Genomic DNA, 19,364 nt, shown 5'->3' with positions numbered 1-19,364 from the left:
CGTTGAAGTTGGGTCGGCGTTGGCGTCGTTAAGCGGGGGTGCCCTCGCCGAGCTGGACGAAGCGGACCTGGCCGTGGAGCTCCTCGATGGCCTGGCGCACGCCGGCGGCGGTGCCCGACTGCGGGTGGTTCATGTGCATGAGGACGATCGCGCCGTCGGGAGCGTGGCGGATCTGCTGCGTGACCTGGGCGGGGGAGGCGGTGGCGCCGAAATCACCGTTGGTGGCAAACCCGGCGATACGCGCGCCACTGTCGGCGAGGATGCGCACCGCGATGTCGTCGTAGTGGGCGGTGGCGGCCCGGAACCAGGTGGAGTTGACCCCGAAGGCGCGCAGCGTCTCCGCGTTCTCGGCGACCTCCTGAATCGCCTCGGCGGGGCTTGCGGTGCCCGGGATGCCGTAGACGTGCTGGCCGTTTACGCTCAGCGGGAGGTGGCGGGCCCCGTGGTTTTCCAGCTGGAAGAGGGGGTCGTTGGCCAACTCGCGGGTGAGGTCCGGGTGCGCCTGGATCCACGGGCCGGCGAGGAACAGGGTGGCGGGGACGCGGAGCTCGCGCAGAGTATCCACCAGCGCGTGGTCCACCTCGCCACCGCACGCGTCGAAGGTGAGCGCGAGGGTGCGCAGCGGGGGCTGGGTGGGGAGAAAATCCGTGATCCCCGGCAAGTGCATGCCAAACTGCGTCGGCTGCGCGTCCGCGTAGGCGGCGGGGGAGGGGAAGCGCAGCGCGGCGGGCGTGCTCGGCCGTGGCTGACTCGTCTGCGTCTGGCTCGGCTGTGAAGAGCGCGAGGTCCGCTGGACGGGGCGCGTGCTTCGCTCCGCCTCGCAGGCGGCGAGCGCCAGGCCGGAGGCGATAGTCAGCAGCGCGGTACGTCGATTCACACGAGAGAGCTTAAGCGGTCAGCGGGGGTTCCGCTGGCTTCGTCTCGACGGCCTTGCGCGACAGCGGCCCCTTGAGCAGTGCCCACAGGAGGGCGAGCGTACTGACGGTCAGAGCGGAGTACATCGCCGCCGGTCCGAGTTGCATCATGCCGACCGCGATCGAGTTGAACGCGATGTGGATGGCTACGGCGGCGAGCCACAGGACCCAGCGGTGCTCGCGAACCGCACGCAGCACGAGGACCGACATGGCGACGTGGAGGGTGATGGCCAGGATGCGCTCGTAGAGACTCATGCTTGCCAGCGCGGCGGTGATGCTGTGAACCGCGTCGATCTGTTGGTTGACCGCTTCGGTGGCCTCAGGGTTCTGCTGCGATTCGACGGCCTCCAGGATCTGGTCCGCGGCGAGGAGCAGGACAATATTGTTGATGCTCGCAGACCCGATGGTGAGGAGTGCCTCGATCCCGCCGTGGCCGAGGCCGAAGCCGACGCCGTCGCGCCAGGCGCGAGTGCGCTTGGCCCAGAAGCGCATGACCACCCAGCGGGTCGTCTCCTCGAACAGGCCGGAGGTGGCGATGAGGGTCAGCGTTGTGGCGATGAGGGCTGTGTGGGCGTCGAAAATAGCTCCCCACAGCATGTTGACCGGGTATATGAGCAGGAAGCGGAATACCTGCGAGAGGGGGAACGCGAGGACGCCCCATCCGAGCGCGGACCACGGGTAGCCGAGGAGCTTCTTGCCGAGGAACCACGCGGCCAGGACGATGACGACGATGCCGATGAGCTGCAGGCTCACGAGAACGATTGGGGTCATGGGGGAGAGGCTACCAACCCTTGGCCTGCAAATGCGCTCAGCCGGCTTGCACCACGACCATCCAGATCGCTACCAGGTGGCAGACGGCAGCGGCGATCGTCGCCGTGTGGAAGTGCTCGTGGTAGCCGTAGTAGCGGGCGGTGCGGCCGGGCCATTTGAAGCCGTAGATGAGCGCGCCGAGGGTGTAGACGATCCCGCCGGCGAACAGTAGCCACACGACGGCCGGGCCCGCGGAGTGCCACAGCGTGGGGATCAGCGGGACGATGATCCAGCCGAGCCCAACGTAGACCACCACGTCCAGCCAACGCGGGTGGTTGATCCAGACCAGGTTGAGGATTGCCCCACCCACGCCGCCAAGCCACGCCACGGTGAGCATGATTGCTGCGGTCTTCGGCGCGAAGACGATGAGGCACAGCGGCGTGTACGTCGCGGCGATGAAGATGGAGATCGTCGCGTGATCCGCCCGCCGCCACCACTGCACGGCCTCCGTGGTCCGCCAGGGCACCAGGTGGTACGCGGAGGAGACGCCGAAGAGGAGCACGACGCCCGCGCCGTAGAGGGTGACGCCGAGCGCTTCGTACCAGTGCAGCGTCATCCACGCAAACGTGATGAGCACCGCCGACGACAGCGCGGACAGCGCCGCCGCAATGAGGTGGAACCACCCGCGGATGATGGGCCGCTCCCCGCGGTCAGCCACGATGTAAGAACGCTGAATCTGTCCTTCGCGCAACGCTGTCATGATTCTCCCGAGTGCTGGTGTACCTGGGACTCACCCTAGCGCGGTTTCGCCTATCGACGCCCCCGCCTACGGCAGGAAACGCCGCCAATCCACCTGCGACGAGAGCTGGCTCGACCCCTGGACCAGGGCGTTGATGTCCGGGATGGGCAGCGGGTTTGCGCGCCCCGGGGTCCACTGGCCCCAGTCGGAGGCGTACACGTTGTTGATGTCCACTTGCACGCCGCCCACCGTGCCGACGAACCCAGCCTTCTGGTGGATGCTGGCGCTGGGGTGCAGTCGACCGTTGGAGCCCCAGTCGTGCTGCCAGAAGAACGAGCCGATGCGGTCTTCGACGCACCACTGGATCACGTTGTAGTTGCCGTACACACCGGTGAGCAGCCCGGCCGCCTTCAGTGCGAGCTGGAATGCCTGCAGGTAGGGGCGGATCTGGTTGACGTACTGGTCGCGAGTGGGGTTGTCATCAATCGCGATGTAGACCGGCCGGCCGTTCGGTCCGCCCGCAGCCTGGTGGAGGCGGATCGCCTGCGGGGCATGCTTAGCGACGCCAGCCGCCCCCTCCTTCCAATCCGCAGTCTCCGCCCGCCCGAACTGGTAGACCGACGCGGTAGCCAGCCCGTTGGCGGCGAAGTCCTGGGTCTCGCCGATGGTGACCGGCTTACCCTTCATCCATTCCGCGCCGGGGCGGGGCTGGGAGACGTACCGGACCGCGCCCATGTGCCCGGCGGCCTTGACGGCTGCGCCGGACGGGACGCCCGCTGAGTAGTCGATCACGGTGCCGAGGATGCGGGACTGTGCGTGGGCTTGCACGGTGGAGCCAAGGGTTGCGCCCGCGACTGCGAGTGCGGTGGTTTGAAGGAGGCGGCGTCGATTGAAAGTAGTCACAACCGTGACTCTAGCAACATTACGGTGTGGGTTGGGGAGCGCGGATCGTCCATGCGGCAATCGCCGTGGTGATCGGCACCGCCAGGACTAATGCGATCGCGCCGATACTCGAGCGCATGATCTCGGTGGCCACCACGTCGGAGGTGAGCACCTGTGTGAGGGGACGATCGGCGACCTGGAGCAGCATCGACAGCGGGAGGGCAGCGCCCATGTATGCCAGCACCAGGGTATAGACCATCGAGGCGATGTGATCGTGGCCGACCTTCATTGCGGAGGCGAACACGGCGCGGGGCCGCGCATCGGGTGAAGTTTCGTACAGCTCCTGCACCGTCGAGGCCTGTGCAATGGTGACGTCGTTGAGCACGCCGAGCGCGCCGATGATGAATCCGGCGAGCATGATCCCTGGCACTTGCACCTGGGGGAGGTACATGTGAATGAGGAGGTTGTTTTCGTCGGCAAGCCCGCGAAGCTGCGTCGTGTCGATGGCGAGGTGTGCCGCGAGCGCCGCAAGCCCCAGCGCCGTCAGGGTGCCGGCCAGGGCCGACGCGGACTTCCAATTCCTGCCGTGCACAACAAAAATGACAGGGAACAGCACCGCGGCACCCGTCACCAGGGAAAGCCCCACGGGGCTGTAGCCGAGCAGAAGCCCGGGGACTAGGAAGCCGAAGATGACAAGTAAGGTGCACAGCAGACCGAAGATTGCGCGCAAGCCGCGCCACGCCCCAACGGCAACCACCACCAGCAGCGTGAGCGCGAGCCACAGGCCGAGCGGCACCGAGCGGTCCATGTCGAGGAAAGAATACGAAGTCTTAGGGTTGTGCTGCACTGAGAGCACTACGCGGTCGCCGACCGAAAGCTCTGGGGTGCCCGGCTGCTGGGCAGCCTCGATGGTTGTGGTTCCCCCGGATTCGAGCTCGACGCGTAAGAAGTCGCACTCAGGGTGGTTTGGCGTTGCGACGCCACCACAGGGAGCCACCGAATGTTCAATGACGGTGGCCTTCACAGTTTCAGCCGTCGACGTCTGTGTCTGCTCAAACCCGGGCAGGACCTCCGGGTGCTTGCCGCCCGGCCACAGTAGTGCGAGCCCGGCTACGGTGACGACGCCCGCAATCGCGAGGAACGCTGCGAGCACGCCGCGCGCCGTGCGCAGCGGAGACGGTGAGGACTGGGTTGCGTGGCGTGCCAACGGAGCTCCCTTGTGAGATCAGTGCTGGGACAATCAGACTGATTGTAAAGCTACTTCACGACAAGCGCGCGATACGCCGCTTCGAAGCGGTCGCGGAGCTCCCTGAAGTACTCGCGGTGTGCATTGACGCTGCGGTGGCCTTGCCCGAACGGCGGGGTTGCCCGCCGCACCTCGGGGGCGACGACGTCCAGCGCGATGAGCACGGTGCCACGTAGAGTGGCGCGCTTCATCTCCAGGGGAACGACCTCGCAGCCGAGCGTATCTGCGAGCACCGACAGCCATGTCGGGTGGTCGGCCGTGACACGACCGGAGGCCACGACGCGCTCGGGGAGCGCGCCTGCCTCCTTGAGCTGCTCGTAGGCGCGCAGATACGACATTGCGATGCCTTCAAACACACCCCGCCACAGGTCGGCTGGTGTGGTTGCCGCAGTGACGCCCAAGAGCTGCGCCTGCGCGGTGGCGGCCCAGCCCGTGGAACGCTCGCCGGTGAAGAACGGAAGCACTAACGGTTAGGTGATTGTGCGCGGTCGAAGTGTGATCTTGATTCTGCTGTTGTTGCTCGCTTTTGTCCGCTTGTACGGACGACCCAGCAAAAACGCTCCATGTCCCTATCCGCACTCGAACACACCAAACACCGCATGCACCGCACAGGAGACAACCATGGTGACCAACACCAGCTAGCCGCCTAACCCAACCCTGAACTTCAAACCGAGCCGAAAGTTAGACGGCTACACCACTCCACGGGACTTGACCGCGGGCAACCCCACGTCTTTGTAACTGGTGCGGTGGTTGTTGCCAGTTGGGCCTTGCGTAGGTCCGTTTTATGGAACATGTCACTCTGCGGCCGCAGAGCGCAACGCCGATCGCAACCGTTTTGCGTAGCGCACGTCACAGAAGTCGGCCATAATGGAGAGGCCTGAAAGCAGATCAAGATGGGGGATTGATGGGGAAGTATAAGACGATCGTGCTTGGCGCGGTTCTGGTGGCGACGCTTCTCGCGGGGTGCGGCGACCAGAACGCGGTGCTCGAGCAGCACGCCGAGGCTGAAGCAGCTTCAAGTCCGGGGACTACCGAGGTTCCGGCATTCCATTTCGAAAGCGGGACTCTCGAACTCGGGGACTTTGATCCGCAAACGCTTGGCGACGACCTCTTCGATCCTTGCACCGAGATCTCCGAAGAGGAATTTGCTGCGGCGGGGATTACGGGGGTTGAAAACGAACCAGCAATTGAACGAGCTTCGGGTGGCGTTGCAAAGGGGTGCGCCTCGCACTCTCCGGACCATGGAGTGACAAGGTCCATTATTTCTACGACCAATAATGCCGACACGGCAGCAAACGCAGGAGGCTATGAGGTCCAATACGTCGAGTCTGCCGTTGATGGAAGCTACCTCTTAACGAATCCTGACTTAGACCCGAATTCTTGTTTTGCACAGGTAGATACGGACAGGGGAGCGTTGTCCATCGGAATATCTCTAAGTGGCATTGGAAAGGACAGATTCGATGCATGCTCAATTGCACTTGAAGGGCTCGAATCACTATTCGGTTCTTCCCAATCTGACTGAGGACTTGGCCTGCAGGCCTAGCAATATTTACAGAAAAGAACTAAATTCGACTTCTGTGATCACAATCTAATAGTGATCAGGGGGACTATAACTTAGGGGGATTAAATGGGGAACTGTATTAATCTAGATGTCGACAACGTGCTGAGCGCATCTAGAAATCTAGAAGCGTTGAAGGAAAGCATTGTGAATGGCGCAGCGGGTTCGTTCTACGGCGGAATGGCCGCCTTCTCGCCGGTCTCCGGCTTGGACGGCGCGGGACGGACACACTCGCGGGTGTCGTCGACATCGGCGCCCGAGGCGAACCGCGTGCTGGGGGAGTGGCTGCAGACGATTGCCGACGTGCTCCGCGTGAGCACCGAGAACACGGCGCGGGCGGACAACTCCGTCGCGGGAATTCTCGGCTCGATCGGCGTGGTGGAGCGCTCCGGCGGCGCGGGGGCCGTGTCTGGGCTGATGACGCAGGCGATGTCGCACTATGACAACGCCAAGAACTTTTCTAATCCGCGGCCGACGGCTGGGGCGCAGGCGTCGTTACCCGTGCTCCATGGACAGTTGATGACCACGCAGGTCGCGCAAGCCACCGCGGCGGCCGCGTTTTGGGGCCAGAACGCGGCGCTGATCCAGTCGGTGATTGCGCAGCTGCCTGGGGTCGCCGCGATGCTCGCTGGTTCGGCGGATACTGAGTTTGTGGCGCGTGCCGTCGATAAGCTTGGCGACGTCGCTCGCGTCGGCCAAGAATACGTCGCCAGGTCCGTCGCGATGCAGGGACATGCGGCGGGACTCGCGCAGGTCGCGGGCGCGGAGCAGCTCATGGCACACGGCGCGATGACCGTGTACGCGGGGTTGCCGGGCCCGTCGCGGCTCGCGTTTGAGCGCTCCTACCTGGGCGTATTCCCGCCGCGGCTCACCGCGTCGCTGCAGCCGGTGGTCCCGGTTTTTGACCGTCTGCTGCCTGACCTCGGATCTATCCCGGGCAACGGGTTTGCGGTGCCGGACATGCCGGAAGCGGTGGTTGCCGCATTCGAGGATTCGCCGTTGCCGCGCACGCTTCGCGACGCTTTCTCCGCCGCCGGCCTCTCCGCGCTCGGGAACGCTGCAACGCCAGCCCACGTCGTGGCCGAGTACGGGATGCCAAACCCAGAGGTCCTTGAGCAGGTGGCCGCGAAGGCGCCGGGCGGATCCGCAGCAACGCAGGCCGCCTCCGCGGGGCTCGGGCAGATCGTCACCGAGCAGGTGGGCACCGCCGCGCGGTTCGCGGCCCGCGTCCGCGGGTTCGCCGCCCTCGCCCTGCTCCGGCCGCGCCGCAACCCCTGTCTCTTATACACATCTAGGTGTGTATAAGAGACAGCCTGGAAGCGCTGCTCGGTGAGTCGCCGCTGGTCCTGCCGACGGTGATTGGCAGCAACGTCCGCGGATAAAAAGCATCCCCCGTTGACCTATTTTCGCAGGTCAGCGGGGGATTTTGCGCCCCAGAGAGGAATCGAACCTCCGGCACCGGCTTTCGATCGTCCGAAAGGTCACGCCGGTGCCAAAGAACGACTGAAGCCCTCGGGGACGGCTAATTGAGGGAGATCCCCGCGTCGTTGAGCGCTGCCCGCCCGGCGGGAGTGAGACGCACGGCCCGGGTACGACCCCTGCGGGAAAGCCATTCCTTATCCAGCAGAGTCTTGCAGATTCCCGTGCCGAGAGGGCCGGCGAGGTGGAAGCGGCGTTCGGTGGAGTCCATGCACGACCTGCCCGTGTCGAGCATCTTCGGGGGCACACCCCACTGTATGAACAAGCGATGACCTTGATTAGTGACCTGACAGTGCGAGTCGATGAACTCGCGCTCTTCCAGTTGTTCAGCCAGGCGCACCCCGAGCTTACCGGCGAGGTGCTGATAACAGGTGCGGCCTTCACGTAGGTTCGCATTCGCCCGTGACGCGCTGAGGCTGTGAGGAGTGGGCAGGGGCGAGCGGGCGACCACGCCAAGGCTCTCGACCACTCGTGCGATGTCTTCCCCGGCCAGGCGAATGTAGCGGTGCCGGCCCTGCCGAATGTCGTGGACGAGACCGTGGGTGACGAGCACGTCAACATGCTCGCTCGCCGTCGACCGGGCTAGGCCCGCGTACCTGCCCAGTTCACCAACCGTCCAGGCCCGCCCGTCCATGAGCGCAGCACACATGGCCGCCCGCGACGAGTCAGCCAGAGCCGACGCGACTGTCGAGATATCCGGGACCGCTTCAGGAAACACGCGCGCAACCATGCCTCCAGTGTGCACCCGGAACTGTTCGGTGACGACCGAACAATCGCAGACGTAGTCTGAACTCACCAGATTCATTGCATCAGGAGACGAAGGGAGCGATCGCGATGAACGGGGACCGCCAACGGCTACGCGGGCACTACGATGAGGACTTCTACTGGGAACGCGTTGACCGCAACCTGGGTTGGCTCGGCGACACCACCGAGGAACAGCGTGAACGCCAAGCACGGTTGCGCGATGCCGTGATCGGCATCGTCGGCACCGGGGGCATCGGCGGTGCCGCAGCCGCCCGCCTGGTGCGCATGGGCGCACTCAACCTGAAACTGGCCGATCCCGACCACTTCGACCTGACTAACGTGCAACGCCAGTACGGCGCCGGGCGAGACACGATCGGCCGCAACAAGGCCGAGATCCGGGACATGCACTTCGCCGCGTCCTGGCGCCTGTTCGATCTGGTGCTGCCGACACTGCTGGACCGGTCCTACCGGACCTGGGATCAAGACCTGAGCAAGCGCACCTACTTCGGCCACCCGCCCGCCGAGGCTTCGCTGGAGTCTCGCGTATGACCGCGCATCGGCGCACGGCGCTGGTCGCGACCCTCCTTGGTTTCTTCATCGTCATGCTCGATACGACCATCGTCAATGTCGCCCTCGCCGAGATCGGCACTGACCTCGACATGACGGTGGGCTCACTGCAGTGGGTCGTCGACGCTTACACCCTCGTGTTCGCCGCGTTCCTTCTCACAGCTGGGGCCGCATGCGACCGTCTCGGGGCCCGCAGGGTCTACCTCGCTGGCCTGGTGGTCTTTGCTGTGCTCTCGGCCGTGTGCGCCCTCGCTCCCACAGGCGGGTTCCTCGTCGCTGGTCGCGCCGTCCAGGGCGTGGGCGCGGCAGCGATCGTGCCGGGCTCTCTGGCATTGCTGTCGGCTGTGTACGACGATCCGAAGGAACGAGCACGCGCCATCGGGCTGTGGGGCGGCGCAGGAGGTGTTGCCGCCGCGATCGGACCGGTCCTGGGCGGAGCGCTGGTGTCGACGATCGGGTGGCGGGCGGTGTTCTGGGTCAACCTCCCCATCGTCGCGATCGGCTGTCTGCTCACCTTGTGGGCAATTCCCGTGCTCACGGGCAGTCGCGCGAGACGGGTGGACCTACCCGGACAGGTGCTCTCCGTGCTCACGCTGGTGGCAGTAACCTATGCAGTCATCACCGCAGGCGAACACGGATGGTCACCCTGGCAGGTAGCCGTGCTGATCGCCGGGGGCGTCTTCCTCGCCCTGTTCATCATCGCAGAGCGACGACACCCGGACCCGATGCTGCCGATGGCCTTGTTCACTCGTGCCCGGTTCTCCGTGGCCGCAATGGTAGGGCTCGCGCTCAACTTCAGCTTCTTCGGACAACTCTTCGTGCTCTCCCTCTTCTTCCAGCAGTACCTGGGATACGAGCCGTGGCTGGCAGGCCTCGCGCTGGCACCACAGGCGTGCAGCGCCGTGGTCGCGTCACCGCTGGGCGGCCGTGCCGTCGCCCGGTGGGGCGCGTTCCCCACCATGCTCACCGGCCTGGTAGTCGGCACGATCGGCTTCAGCAGCCTCGTGCTGCTCACCGCAGAAACCCCTTACGTGGTGGTCGCGGTGTTGACCTTCACGGCTGGATTCGGGATGGCCTTCGCGATGCCGGCCGCGACCTCGGCCGCAGTGGCCTCGGCCCCGCCGGAACATGTCGGCATCGCAGGAGGAGTCATCAATGCCGCCCGCCAGACCGGCAGTGTCGTCGGCGTCGCAGTCCTCGGCGAAATGGTCGCCAGTGGAGCGTTCCTCACAGGCTTCCACAGAGCCGTCGCGGTCGCCGGTGGAGTCTTCGGTGCCGCAGCGCTCGTAGTTGCTGCCACCATCATCAGTCACCTACAGGAGCCAGTTACACCTGAAGTTTAGAATCATTGTGTGATGAAGCACCATCGGAGGAGGTCGAAGAAGCCGCCAGTCGAACGCGTACTGTGCTCCGAAACTGGTAAACGCGAATACGAGCACTATGATGACGCCGTGCATGTAGCACTGAAATGGTCGCGACGGGCAGGGCCGCTGCGGATCTACGAATGCCCCTCGTGCGGGTCGTGGCACCTAACCAAGCGCCCTGACTGGGGCAAACCACCGGCGAACTAATGACACTGTACGGGTCTGTCTCGGCGAGGAACGCTCCGGAGCGCGTCTTTCCTGGACGCTCCAGGAGTTTCGTTCTCATGCATAGGCAGCCGAGGCGCGCTGCAAGGCTTGTAGCCCTGAGGTCAGTACACCTAGGGCTTTGTACAACGTGAGGGGGGTTAAAAGAGACCGGCGAAATCATCGCCGAGCACTACATCGACACTTCCCGCAACTACCAAAAACCATACTGGCGAAAAGGCCAACCCCCACTGACCTAAAACACAAAACCGGTGCCTCGGAAAAATAAAAACCGAGGCACCGGTTTGTCCACCATGTCGCGACTGAGTTGTCAACTATGTCGCGACTGAGGACACAAGCGCCCCAGAGAGGAATCGAACCTCCGACACCGGCTTTAGGAGAGCCGTGCTCTATCCACTGAGCTACTAGGGCATTGGTGCGAGCGTACCGCACCCGCGCGCGGCACAGAAAATCAGCTACGCACCGGCGAGCTCGGCCTGCTTCTCGCGCACGGCGGATGCGGGCGGGTTCGTCGCGTGGGTGCCGTCGGAGTAGAGCACGGTCGGCACGACGCGGTTGCCGTCGTTGACGGACTCCACCCATGCGGCCGCGTCCTCGTTGCCGGCGGCCTCGACGTCTACCACGTCGTAGGGCGTCTCGGTGCGGTCCAGGTTCTGGCGCAGCTTCGCGCAGAACGGGCACCAGCTGGTGGCGAAGACGGTCACGTGAGCGTTGGTTTCGGGGGTCGCAGTCATGCTACGAGTCGGTCCTTTCAAATCGTTGGTGCTTAAAGCGGGTGCCAGTTCGGGAAATATTCCACTCGCCGTCGCGCACGAGCGCAAATTCGGCGCCGAGGCGGGGTGCATAGACCGGGTGGGGGAGGGAATCGGCCACGCGGGCGTCGATAAGCGTGAGCTCGACGACGTCGACCTCGTCGAGCGTGGCTTCGTAGATCTGGCCACCACCGATGATCCACGCGTCCGTCTTCAGGTCGGGAAGATCGGGAGACACGAACGCCCCGTCCGACCACGCGCCCGCTTCGCGCGAGCTAAGCACATGGTTTGGGCGGCCTGGCAGCGGTTTCTTCGGCAACGACTCCCATGTCTTGCGCCCCATGATGACCGGGTGGCCCATGGTGACCTCTTTGAAGAACTTGAGATCCTCCGGCACATCCCACGGCATGCCAGCCCCGTCGCCGATGACGCCGTCGAGGGACTGGGCCCAGATTGCGCCCAGCACTAGACGGACACCTGCGCCTTGATCGTCGGGTGCGGGTCGTAGCCCTCCACCTCGATGTCGTCGAAGCCGTAGTCAAAGAGCGACTCCGCCTTGCGCAGCTTGAGCTGCGGGTACGGGCGCGGCTCGCGGGAGAGCTGCTCGCGCACCTGCTCGACGTGGTCGTTGTAGATGTGGCAGTCGCCGCCGGTCCAGATGAGCTCGCCAACCTTGAGATCTGCCTGCTGGGCGAACATGTGCGTGAGCAGCGCGTAGGAGGCGATGTTGAAGGGCACGCCGAGGAACATGTCGGCCGAGCGCTGGTAGACTTGCATGCTCAGCGTCCCGTCCACCACGTAAAGCTGGAAGAGCAGGTGGCAGGGCAGTAGCGCCATCTTGTCCAGCTCGGCGACGTTCCAGGCGGAGACGATGTTGCGGCGCGAATCCGGGTTCTCTTTCAGCGTCCGCAGCGCCTCCGCGATCTGGTCCACGTGTGTCCCGTCGGGTGTGGGCCAGGAGCGCCACTGCACGCCGTAGACCGGGCCGAGCTCGCCGTCCTCGTCGGCCCACTCGTTCCAGATGCGGATGCCGTTGTCTTTGAGCCAGGCGATGTTGGACTCGCCGCGCAGGAACCAGAGCAGCTCGCCGACGACCCCCTTGAAGAAGACCTTCTTCGTGGTCAGCAGCGGAAAGGAGTCGGCCAAGTCGTAGCGCAGCTGGCGGCCGAACAAGCTCACCGTGCCGGTGCCGGTGCGGTCACCCTTCGCCTTGCCGTGTTCGGAGATCTCGCGCAGCAGGTCCTCGTACGGGGTGGGGACCGTCACTTCGTTGCGACCCCCTCGTAGCTGCCGTGCTCGTCGTGGTACTTCGCGCAGGCGGCGAGGATGTCGTCCGCGATCTCCGGGCGGCAGATGAGCACGTCGGGCACGTAGGTGTCCTTGTTGTTAAAGCGCAGCGGGGAGCCGTCGAGGCGGGAGCAGTGCAGGCCCGCGGCCAGGGACACGCCCACCGGCGCGGCCTGGTCCCACTCGTACTGCCCGCCGGCGTGGACGTAGGCGTCATAATCACCAAGCAGGACGTGCATCGCTTTCGCGCCTGCGGAGCCCACCTTCGCAGTTTCAAACCCGAGCGCGTCCGCCACTGCCTCCGCCACGGCCGGCGGGCGGTTGCGGGAGATCGCAATCTTCTTGGCAAAGGGGCCGGCGACGTGGCGCACGTCCGAGGACTTGAACACCACGCCCAGGTCCGGCAGGCCGACCGCGGCGTGGGTGGGCACGCCGTCTTCCACGAGCGCGATGTGCACAGCCCAGTCCTGGCGGCCGGTGGCGAACTCCTTGGTGCCGTCGAGCGGGTCCACGATCCACACGCGCTTATTGCTCAGGCGGGTCTGGTCATCCGCCGCCTCCTCGGAGAGGAATCCGTCGCCGGGGCGGTGCTGCTCCAGCACGCGGGCGATCCAGTTCTGGGCCAGGTCATCGCCCGCCTCACCGAGTTCGCGCCCTCGCAGCAAGCCGACGCCGCGGATCCCCTTGAGGATCTCGCCGGTGCCTTGGGCAATCAGGTTGGTCAGCCGGGAGTCTGAATACTGCGCAGTCATAGTTCAAACACTACCGCAGTTGGCGGCCCATTATCCTTGCAGCCATGAGCACGGAGATCCTCAACCGCTTCCACCCCCAGGTGGCCACCTGGTTTAGCGAGGTGTTCGCGGAGCCGACCCCGGTGCAGGCGGGTGCGTGGGGAGCGATTGCCGACGGCGAGAACGCCCTGGTGGTCGCCCCCACCGGCTCGGGCAAGACGCTCGCGGCCTTCCTCTGGTCGCTCAACTCGCTGGTTGAGCGCGCGGGCCAGCAGGCCCTGCCTATCGACGGCGCGCAGTCCTCCACCCACGGTGGTGTCCGCGTCCTCTACATCTCCCCCTTGAAAGCGTTGGGCGTGGACGTGGAAAACAACCTGCGCGCGCCACTCGGCGGGATCGCGCGCGTCGCGCAGCGGATGGGGCGCGATATGCCGGACATCTCCGTGGGCGTGCGCTCGGGCGATACGCCGCAGGCGGAGCGCAACCGCCAGCTCCGGAAGCCGCCGGACATCTTGATCACCACGCCGGAGTCGCTGTACCTCATGCTCACGTCCAAGGCGGCGGGCATCCTGAAAACGGTCGACACCGTAATTATGGACGAGATCCACGCGCTGGCCGGCACGAAGCGCGGCGTGCACCTCACGCTCTCGCTCGAGCGCCTGCGCCGCCTCGCGGGGAACTTCCAGCGCATCGGCCTGTCCGCCACGGTGCGCCCGCTGGAGGCGGTGGCGAACTTCCTGGGCGACAAGACCACCATCATCAATCCGCCCGCGGAGAAGCGCTGGCAGCTGGACGTTCACGTCCCCGTTGAGGACATGTCGGACCTGCCGGTGCCGGAGGATGCTTCCACGATTGGGGAGGCCGTGATTGAGGGTGACGTCGAAAAGCTTTTGCTTGACGACGCCACCGAGCCCCCACCACCGGGCGCCGCGAAATCCATCTGGCCACACATCGAGCGCGCCGTGTACGACGAGGTGATGGCGCACCGCTCGACCATCGTCTTCGTCAACTCCCGGCGCACCGCAGAAAGGCTGACCAGCCAGCTCAACGAGCTGTGGGCGAAGGAGCACGACCCGGACGCGCTCTCGCCGCAGACCCGGCGTCCGCCTGCGCAGCTGATGAAGTCGGTGGACACGGCGGGCCACGCGGAGCAGGTCATCGCGCGCGCCCACCACGGCAGCGTGTCCAAGGACGAGCGGCTGCAGACCGAGACGATGCTCAAGGAGGGTGCGCTGCGCGCGGTGATTTCCACCTCGTCGCTTGAGCTGGGCATCGACATGGGCGCGGTGGACCTGGTGATCCAGGTCGAATCGGCGCCGTCAGTGGCCTCTGGGTTGCAGCGTGTCGGCCGCGCCGGGCACACCGTGGGCGCGGTCTCGCAGGGCAGCTTCTACCCCAAGCACCGCTCCGACCTGGTGCAAACTGCGGTGACGGTGCCGCGGATGCGCGCGGGCGCGATCGAGGAGCTGCACACCCCGCGCAGCCCGCTGGACGTGCTCGCGCAGCAGACGGTCGCCGCGGTCGCGTTCGAGGACCTTGACGTAGACGAGTGGTTCGACACTGTGCGCCGCGCCTGGCCCTACCGGGACCTGGCGCGCGAAGTTTTCGACTCCGTGATCGACCTGGTCACTGGGGTCTACCCGTCGACCGACTTCGCGGAGCTTCGGCCCCGCGCCATTCTGGAGGGCACGATGCTGAAAGCCCGGCCGGGCGCGCAGCGCGTGGCGGTGACGAACGCGGGCACGATCCCGGACCGCGGCATGTTCGGCGTGTTCTTGCTCGGTGCCGACGACAAAGCACCCCGCCGCGTCGGCGAGCTGGACGAGGAGATGGTCTACGAGTCTCGCGTGGGCGACGTGTTTACCCTCGGCGCGTCGAGCTGGCGCATCGAGAACATCACCCGCGACCAGGTGCAGGTCACGCCCGCGCCCGGCCACACGGGCCGGCTCCCGTTCTGGAACGGCGACGGCCTGGGCCGCCCATACGAGCTGGGCAAGGCGCTCGGCGAGTTCCGCCGCCAGGCGCGCTCGGGCGAGGGGATCGACCCGGCGCTCGACGAGTTCGCCCGCACCAACCTCGTCGCCTACCTGCAGGAACAGGAGGAGGCCACGGGCGTGCTGCCGGACGAGCAGACGCTGGTGCTCGAGCGCTTCACCGACGAGCTGGGCGATTGGCGCGTGGTCCTGCACACCCCCTTTGGCAAGGGCGTCAACGCAGCATGGGCGCTGGCCACCGGCTGGCGCGTCGCCCAGGAGACCGGCATGGACGCCCAAGCCGTCGCGGGCGACGACGGCATCGTCCTGCGCCTGCCGCAGGGGGAGAAGGAGCCGGACGGGTCGCTCTTCCAATTCGACGCCGACGAGATCGCCGACATCGTCACCGAGCAGGTGGGCAACTCCGCCCTGTTCGCGGCCCGCTTCCGCGAGTGCGCCGCCCGCGCCCTGCTCCTGCCGCGCCGCAACCCGGGCAAGCGCGCGCCACTGTGGCAGCAGCGCCAGCGCGCGGAGCAGCTGCTCGACGTCGCGCGCAACTACCCGTCGTTCCCCATCATCTTGGAGACGGTCCGCGAGTGCCTCCAGGACGTCTACGACCTGCCCGCGCTCCAGGAAGTCGTGCGCGAGCTGTCCACCCGCCGCATCCGCATCGCGGAGGTGACCACGGACCAGCCGAGCCCGTTCGCCTCGTCGCTGCTGTTTAACTACACCGGCGCCTTCATGTACGAGGGCGACACCCCGCTCGCCGAAAAGCGCGCCGCCGCCCTCTCGCTCGACCCGTCGTTGCTGGCCAAGCTCTTGGGCACCGTGGAGCTGCGGGAGCTTCTCGACGCCGACGTGATCGCCGAAACCGACGCGAAACTCCGCCGCCTGGGCCGCGCGAAAACCAGCGAGCAGTTCGCCGACACCCTGCGGATGGTGGGGCCAGTCGCCGTGGACGCGCTCGCTGACTACACCGACGTCCCCCTGACCACGCTGGAGGAGAGCCTGCACGGCCGGGTGATGCGGGTGCGCATCGGCGGGCGCGAGCACATCGCGCAAACGCTTGACGCCCCGCTGCTTCGCGACGGCCTGGGCATCCCCGTCCCGCCCGGGGTTGCCGCACAGGTAGCCACCATCCCGGACGCGCTGCAGCAGCTGGTCGGGCGCTGGGTGCGCACCCGTGGCCCGTTCACCCTGCGCGACCTGGCCGACGCCTTCGGGCTGGCCGTGGGCGCGGCGCACGAGCCGCTGACCCGTCTGGTGGACCAGGACAAGGTGATCCCGGGGCGCTACCGCCAGGGCGTGGACGAGGAAGAGTACGTCGCCGCCGAAGTCTTGCGCATCATCCGTTCGCGCTCGCTGGCGGTGGCCCGGGCGCAGACGCAGCCGGTCACGCAGTCCGCGTACGGGCGCTTCCTTCCCGCCTGGCACAACGTGGCCCCAGCAGGCGTGCGTCCGGCACTCCGCGGCGCGGACGGCGTGTTCACCGTGCTCGAGCAACTAGCCGGAGTACGCCTGCCTGCCAGCGCGTGGGAGTCGCACATTCTGCCCTCGCGCGTGGGCGACTACTCGCCGGTAATGCTCGACGAGCTCACCGCGGGCGGCGAAATCCTCATCGTCGGCGCGGGCAAGGCCGGCGCGCGCGACCCGTGGATCATGCTGCTGCCCGCCGACTACGCCGAGCAGCTCATGCCGCAGGTGGATGAACCACAACTCAGCCTCACGCAGACGCAGGTGATGGAGCGCATTCGCGGAGGCGGCGGCTACCTGTTCGCGGACCTGCTAGGCCCCGTCACCGAGCGCACCACGACTGCCGAGGAGCTGCGCGAGGCCATGTGGGACCTCGTCGAGGCCGGCTGCGTCTCCCCGGATTCCTTCGCGCCCATCCGCGCCCGACTCGCCGGCGGCAAGGGCAAGTCGGCGCACCGCACGCGGCGTCGCCCGCAGCGCAGCCGCATCCGCTCCGGGCGAACCACCTTCGCCAACACCACGCCGCCGGACATGGTGGGTCGCTGGGCCGCCACGCCGCGCGCGGACACCGACGCCACGCGACGCTCTGTCGCGCTGGGGGAGAGCCTGCTCGACCGCTACGGCGTGGTCACCCGTGGCTCCGTCGTGGCCGAGGACATCCTCGGCGGCTTCGCGCTGGCCTACAAGACGCTGTCCGGCTTCGAATCCTCCGGCAAGGCGATGCGCGGCTACCTCATCGAGGGCCTCGGCGCGGCGCAGTTTTCCACCCCGGCCACCATCGACCGGCTACGCGGGCACGCGGACTCCGACGACATCATCGGCTGGCCGTCCGGCACCCGCGAGCCTCACGTCCACGTGCTCGCCGCCACCGACCCCGCCAACCCCTACGGCGCCGCCCTGCCGTGGCCCGTGCAGGGCCCGACCAGGGCGGCAGGGGCCATCGTCGTGCTTATCGACGGCCTCCTCGCCGCCCACATCACCCGCGGCGGCAAAACCATGACCACATTCTTCGACGGCTTCCCGGAGGGAGTGGGCGACCCGCTCCCGCTGGTCATCGGTGCGTTGGATGAGGCGGTGCGCGCCGGGCGGATGCAGCCCGTGGGCGTCGAGAAGCTCAATGGTGGCCCAGCGTTTGGCCTGCGCGACTACGGGGCGCGGGTGACGCACAAGGGCGTGAAGATTGGCGCGAAAGCTGCGGCGCCGCCGAAGCGGCGGGGCAGGAGCGTGGCCGAGGCGCTGGGGGAGATGGACGAGGCGCGCGGGCCCGCCGAGGGGCTCAGCTTCGACGATTAGCGCGCCAAAAATCTGCAAAACATCAAGTACGATGTCTGCAAAACATAAAGTATAAATCCTGCAATATGTAAAACAGGGGGAGTTTTGGATACACAACAGCTGGCTGGCCGTCGATACCGCCCGAGAATCGTCGATAAGCGGCTTGAGTTTCTGCTCGAGGCGAGCGGTGCAGTGATTATTGAAGGACCTCGCGGGTGCGGGAAGACGATGACAGGGCTCCACCACTGTGCGTCGTATGCGCTTATCGATGACCCGGCGACAAACCACATTGCGAAACTCGCGCCGGCCGCGGTGATAGACGGTCCTCGACCGCGGCTCCTCGATGAGTGGCAAGCTGCCCCCGACCTGTTTAATCTCGCCCGACGAGAAGTGGACCTAGCAGCAGCGCCTGGACAATTTATTTTAGCCGGTTCAGCGGTTCCTGCGGATAGCATTACTCGACATACCGGTGCGGCTCGATTTCTTCGGCTTCGGCAACGCACACTCACGCTGTGTGAGAAGGCAGATTACGCCCCCGTTGTATCGCTGGCTGGACTCCTACAGGGGGAGCCGGTCACCCCCGACGCTGGTCAGATTTCCTACACCCACGTCATCCAAAATCTGCTCACTCCGGGGTTTCCGGGATTCCAGACCGGAAATGAGCAGATCGTGTTGGCCCAGTTACACGGATACCTGTCGGAGGCGGCGCGTTCGGACATGCACCGCGTGGCGGACTTGCGCGTCACTCCACTTGCTACAGAGCGGCTGATTGCGGCAATCGCAAGGTCCGTTTCTGGGGAAGTTTCCGTCTCCACACTGCGAAAGGATTTGGATACGGTAAGTCCAGGAATCTCGCTACCGACGGTGACGAAACTCCTCGACAGTCTGCAGCGGATCTTTGTTGTGGAGGCGGTCTCCGCATGGGCCCCGCGGCTCCGCTCGAAAGCGAGGTTGCGTGTCTCGCCCAAGTATCATCTGGCCGATCCCGGGCTAGCCATTGCGGCACTCGGAGCAACATCCGCCTCATTGACCGCGGATCCTGAGACAGTGGGCCTTCTCTTCGAATCGGCCGTGATCCACGACCTCGCAGTCATGATCGAAGCAATGGGAGGTTCCATCTACCACTACCGGGACTCAAACGGCAACGAGATCGATGCGGTGCTCACACTGCCTGATGGGCGCTGGGGTGCTGTCGAAGTGAAAACTGGGTTCAGTGGGGTTGAGCGAGGCGTGGCCTCGCTGAAAAAGGCGATCGCCTCGATAGATCACGAATCCGGACCTCCAACGTTTAGCGCGGTGATCACGGGTACAGGCATCACAGCCCCGCTCGACGACGGGATTGTCACCTTCCCGCTGCACCAACTCCGTCCCTAACCCGCGACTAGCGCCCCCGGGGCCTAGAATCGCA

17 protein-coding genes and 1 tRNA gene are annotated in these 19,364 nt (G+C 65.9%); 6 read left to right on the top strand and 12 right to left on the bottom strand.

Annotation, left to right across the window (positions count from 1 at the left end):
• Positions 1-28: 28 nt before the first annotated feature.
• The 6 genes from CKJ84_RS03970 to CKJ84_RS03945 form a co-directional block, all read right to left on the bottom strand.
• Positions 29-877: a polysaccharide deacetylase family protein gene (locus CKJ84_RS03970; protein WP_233125476.1), complete on the bottom strand. Its 849-nt coding sequence runs from the start codon at positions 875-877 to the stop codon at positions 29-31.
• Positions 878-887: 10 nt separating this feature from the next.
• The gene (locus CKJ84_RS03965; RefSeq protein WP_095546007.1) at positions 888-1,685 is read right to left on the bottom strand and encodes a YhfC family glutamic-type intramembrane protease; all 798 of its coding nucleotides are present in this window, start codon (positions 1,683-1,685) and stop codon (positions 888-890) included.
• A gap of 37 nt (positions 1,686-1,722) precedes the next feature.
• The gene (locus CKJ84_RS03960; RefSeq protein ID WP_095546006.1) at positions 1,723-2,424 is read right to left on the bottom strand and encodes a hemolysin III family protein; all 702 of its coding nucleotides are present in this window, start codon (positions 2,422-2,424) and stop codon (positions 1,723-1,725) included.
• Positions 2,425-2,490: 66 nt separating this feature from the next.
• Positions 2,491-3,306: a DUF1906 domain-containing protein gene (locus CKJ84_RS03955; protein ID WP_095546005.1), complete on the bottom strand. Its 816-nt coding sequence runs from the start codon at positions 3,304-3,306 to the stop codon at positions 2,491-2,493.
• Positions 3,307-3,325: 19 nt separating this feature from the next.
• Positions 3,326-4,492: a YibE/F family protein gene (locus tag CKJ84_RS03950; RefSeq protein ID WP_095546004.1), complete on the bottom strand. Its 1,167-nt coding sequence runs from the start codon at positions 4,490-4,492 to the stop codon at positions 3,326-3,328.
• Between the two features lie 50 nt (positions 4,493-4,542).
• On the bottom strand, positions 4,543-4,995 hold the full coding sequence (locus tag CKJ84_RS03945) for an FGGY-family carbohydrate kinase (protein ID WP_095546003.1): 453 nt from the start codon (positions 4,993-4,995) through the stop codon (positions 4,543-4,545).
• Between the two features lie 440 nt (positions 4,996-5,435).
• Here CKJ84_RS03945 and CKJ84_RS03940 point away from each other — a divergent pair, with 440 nt between their 5' ends.
• Positions 5,436-6,053, top strand: coding sequence for a DUF3558 family protein (locus CKJ84_RS03940; RefSeq protein WP_095546002.1), 618 nt, complete (start codon positions 5,436-5,438; stop codon positions 6,051-6,053).
• A 183-nt stretch (positions 6,054-6,236) separates the two neighbouring features.
• Positions 6,237-7,394, top strand: a complete 1,158-nt coding sequence (locus CKJ84_RS03935; RefSeq protein WP_095546001.1) for a hypothetical protein — start codon at positions 6,237-6,239, stop codon at positions 7,392-7,394.
• A gap of 217 nt (positions 7,395-7,611) precedes the next feature.
• On the opposite strand, the gene CKJ84_RS03930 is transcribed toward CKJ84_RS03935, so the two are convergent.
• Positions 7,612-8,373: a helix-turn-helix transcriptional regulator gene (locus CKJ84_RS03930; RefSeq protein WP_198949232.1), complete on the bottom strand. Its 762-nt coding sequence runs from the start codon at positions 8,371-8,373 to the stop codon at positions 7,612-7,614.
• Between the two features lie 29 nt (positions 8,374-8,402).
• Here CKJ84_RS03930 and CKJ84_RS03925 point away from each other — a divergent pair, with 29 nt between their 5' ends.
• Together CKJ84_RS03925 and CKJ84_RS03920 are read left to right on the top strand one after the other, a co-directional pair.
• Complete coding sequence (locus CKJ84_RS03925) at positions 8,403-8,861, top strand: ThiF family adenylyltransferase (RefSeq protein ID WP_095537752.1); 459 nt, start codon at positions 8,403-8,405, stop codon at positions 8,859-8,861.
• Entirely contained in the window at positions 8,858-10,222 is a 1,365-nt protein-coding gene (locus CKJ84_RS03920) for an MFS transporter (RefSeq protein WP_095546000.1), read from the top strand. Before CKJ84_RS03925 ends, CKJ84_RS03920 begins: the two co-directional genes overlap by 4 nt.
• Before the next feature lie 584 nt (positions 10,223-10,806).
• Here CKJ84_RS03920 and CKJ84_RS03910 read toward each other — a convergent pair.
• From CKJ84_RS03910 to CKJ84_RS03890, 5 genes are all read right to left on the bottom strand, one after another.
• Positions 10,807-10,879: transfer RNA gene (locus CKJ84_RS03910), tRNA-Arg, on the bottom strand.
• A gap of 44 nt (positions 10,880-10,923) precedes the next feature.
• Positions 10,924-11,202, bottom strand: coding sequence for a mycoredoxin (locus CKJ84_RS03905; protein WP_095277107.1), 279 nt, complete (start codon positions 11,200-11,202; stop codon positions 10,924-10,926).
• Position 11,203: 1 nt separating this feature from the next.
• Positions 11,204-11,686, bottom strand: a complete 483-nt coding sequence (locus CKJ84_RS03900; protein WP_095537749.1) for a dihydrofolate reductase — start codon at positions 11,684-11,686, stop codon at positions 11,204-11,206.
• Positions 11,686-12,486: a thymidylate synthase gene (locus CKJ84_RS03895; protein ID WP_095545998.1), complete on the bottom strand. Its 801-nt coding sequence runs from the start codon at positions 12,484-12,486 to the stop codon at positions 11,686-11,688. The genes CKJ84_RS03900 and CKJ84_RS03895 overlap by 1 nt, the downstream gene beginning before the upstream one ends.
• A complete protein-coding gene (locus CKJ84_RS03890; RefSeq protein ID WP_095535766.1) occupies positions 12,483-13,259 on the bottom strand; it encodes a 3'(2'),5'-bisphosphate nucleotidase CysQ in 777 nt (258 codons plus the stop codon). The genes CKJ84_RS03895 and CKJ84_RS03890 overlap by 4 nt, the downstream gene beginning before the upstream one ends.
• Before the next feature lie 44 nt (positions 13,260-13,303).
• On the opposite strand from CKJ84_RS03890, the gene CKJ84_RS03885 reads away from it, so the two are divergent.
• Both CKJ84_RS03885 and CKJ84_RS03880 read left to right on the top strand, forming a co-directional pair.
• Entirely contained in the window at positions 13,304-17,977 is a 4,674-nt protein-coding gene (locus CKJ84_RS03885) for an ATP-dependent helicase (RefSeq protein WP_095545997.1), read from the top strand.
• An 84-nt stretch (positions 17,978-18,061) separates the two neighbouring features.
• Positions 18,062-19,330 carry an ATP-binding protein gene (locus tag CKJ84_RS03880; RefSeq protein WP_233125475.1) on the top strand — a complete coding sequence of 423 codons (1,269 nt, stop codon included), beginning with the start codon at positions 18,062-18,064 and terminating at the stop codon, positions 19,328-19,330.
• Positions 19,331-19,364: the final 34 nt, after the last annotated feature.

The sequence above is a fragment of the Corynebacterium sp. NML 120412 genome (assembly GCF_002285155.1).
Lineage (GTDB): Bacteria > Actinomycetota > Actinomycetes > Mycobacteriales > Mycobacteriaceae > Corynebacterium > Corynebacterium gottingense.
This window is presented reverse-complemented; position numbering and strand designations above follow the sequence as displayed.

What these genes read in the sequence shown, in the direction of transcription:
- CKJ84_RS03965 (WP_095546007.1), bottom strand. Translation starts at nt 1,685, where the DNA reads ATGACCCCAATCGTTCTCGTGAGCCTGCAGCTCATCGGCATCGTCGTC.
- CKJ84_RS03960 (WP_095546006.1), bottom strand. Translation starts at nt 2,424, where the DNA reads ATGACAGCGTTGCGCGAAGGACAGATTCAGCGTTCTTACATCGTGGCT.
- CKJ84_RS03940 (WP_095546002.1), top strand. Translation starts at nt 5,436, where the DNA reads ATGGGGAAGTATAAGACGATCGTGCTTGGCGCGGTTCTGGTGGCGACG.
- CKJ84_RS03930 (WP_198949232.1), bottom strand. Translation starts at nt 8,373, where the DNA reads ATGAATCTGGTGAGTTCAGACTACGTCTGCGATTGTTCGGTCGTCACC.
- CKJ84_RS03925 (WP_095537752.1), top strand. Translation starts at nt 8,403, where the DNA reads ATGAACGGGGACCGCCAACGGCTACGCGGGCACTACGATGAGGACTTC.
- CKJ84_RS03920 (WP_095546000.1), top strand. Translation starts at nt 8,858, where the DNA reads ATGACCGCGCATCGGCGCACGGCGCTGGTCGCGACCCTCCTTGGTTTC.
- CKJ84_RS03905 (WP_095277107.1), bottom strand. Translation starts at nt 11,202, where the DNA reads ATGACTGCGACCCCCGAAACCAACGCTCACGTGACCGTCTTCGCCACC.
- CKJ84_RS03890 (WP_095535766.1), bottom strand. Translation starts at nt 13,259, where the DNA reads ATGACTGCGCAGTATTCAGACTCCCGGCTGACCAACCTGATTGCCCAA.
- CKJ84_RS03885 (WP_095545997.1), top strand. Translation starts at nt 13,304, where the DNA reads ATGAGCACGGAGATCCTCAACCGCTTCCACCCCCAGGTGGCCACCTGG.